Raw genomic sequence first — 1,404 nt, forward strand, 5'->3', positions numbered from 1 at the left:
GTCTTCCTAAGACCGCTTGGCCTCCGACTTGCGTACGGCGCCGGCGGCGCGGCGGCGGCGCGCGACGCCAACGCCGCCGCCGCGGTGAGCCACGTGCTCACCGTCGGCACGCCGTGGAGCGACGCGTCGCCGGACGCGCCGCTCGCCGGCGCGCTGGCCGACGCCGTGCGGTTCCTGGCGCGGCTGGTGCGCCCCGGCATCGCACGGTGGCCCGAGAAGCTGCTGGCGTTCGAGACGACGCCGCTGGTGGTGACGCGGCTGCGCGACGCGCGCGCCGAGGCGCTGCGGGCGGAGGAGGACGCGCTGCCGACCGCCGAGGCGGCGACGGGCGCGCTCCCGTCGGCGGCCGCCGAGCCACGGCGCGCCGGGCTCGTGGTGCGCGCCGCCTTCGGGCGGCTGGGCGCGGACGCCGGCGCGCGCGGGCTCGCCGCGCTGTTCGCCGACGGGCTGTCGGCGCGCGTCGGCGCCGAGCGCGCGGCGGTCGCGCCGGGGCCGATCACCGCGCTGCACGTCGGCGCCGACGTGCCGGTGCTCGACCTCGACCTCGGCGGGCTGCTGGTGGGCGCCGGCGCGACGCTGGAGCTGGCGTCGGTCACGCGCGACGGCCCCGGCGACCCGGTGGAGCTGGCGGGGGTGCGCGGCGTGCGCGTGGACGTGCACCTCGGCGTGCACGACGGCTGGCTGGTGGGCGGCCCCGGCGCGGCGCAGCGCGACGTCGAGGTGCGCTGGATGTCGGCGCACGTGCGGGTCCCGCTCGACGGGCGCGAGGCGCGCGCCGACGACGTGGAGCTGGTGCTGCACGAGGCGCGCGCCTTCTCGACCTACCGCGAGCGGTGGACGGTGCGCGCCGACGCCGTCGGGGCGGGCGCCGACGTCACGGGCGCGCTCCCCGAGGTGAAGGTCCTGCTGTCGCAGGTGGTGGCGCGGCTGCGCGCGGCCTCGACGCCGCTCGGCACGCTGCTGGAGGTGGTGGGGCTGGTGCGCGACGCGGGGCTCGACCCGGCGGCGCTCGACCGGCTGCTGCACGACGCGCGCGACTTCGCGGCCACGGCGATGGCCGACGCGGCCGCGCTGGCCGCCGCGCTGCTCGCGCTGGCCGCCGCCGCCGTCCTCGCCGCACTCGCCTACGTCCCGCCGCCACGCGCGCACGCCGCCGTGGCGGCGCTCGCGTTGCTGCGCGCGGCCGCCGTGACCCTCCTCGGCGCGCGCGCGCTCGACGCGCTGCGCGGTCGCTCGCAGCCGGACGCGCTGCTGGTCGCGCTCGACGCGAGCGCCAGCTGGACGCGCGCGACCGACTCCTCCGCCTTCCGCGCCGCCGCGGACTCCGCGCGCGCGCTGGCCGACGACACGCTCTGGCTGTTCGGCGACTCGCTGCGCGCGGGCGGCGGCGCGCCCGCGCCCGCC

General features: G+C 80.8%; 1 protein-coding gene. It reads left to right on the forward strand.

Annotated features, from left to right (window positions below):
* Positions 1-1,404: hypothetical protein (locus PYV61_RS25290; protein WP_275836655.1), on the forward strand; the 1,404-nt coding region annotated here is incomplete at both ends.

Source organism: Roseisolibacter sp. H3M3-2, from assembly GCF_029211165.1.
GTDB lineage: Bacteria > Gemmatimonadota > Gemmatimonadetes > Gemmatimonadales > Gemmatimonadaceae > Roseisolibacter.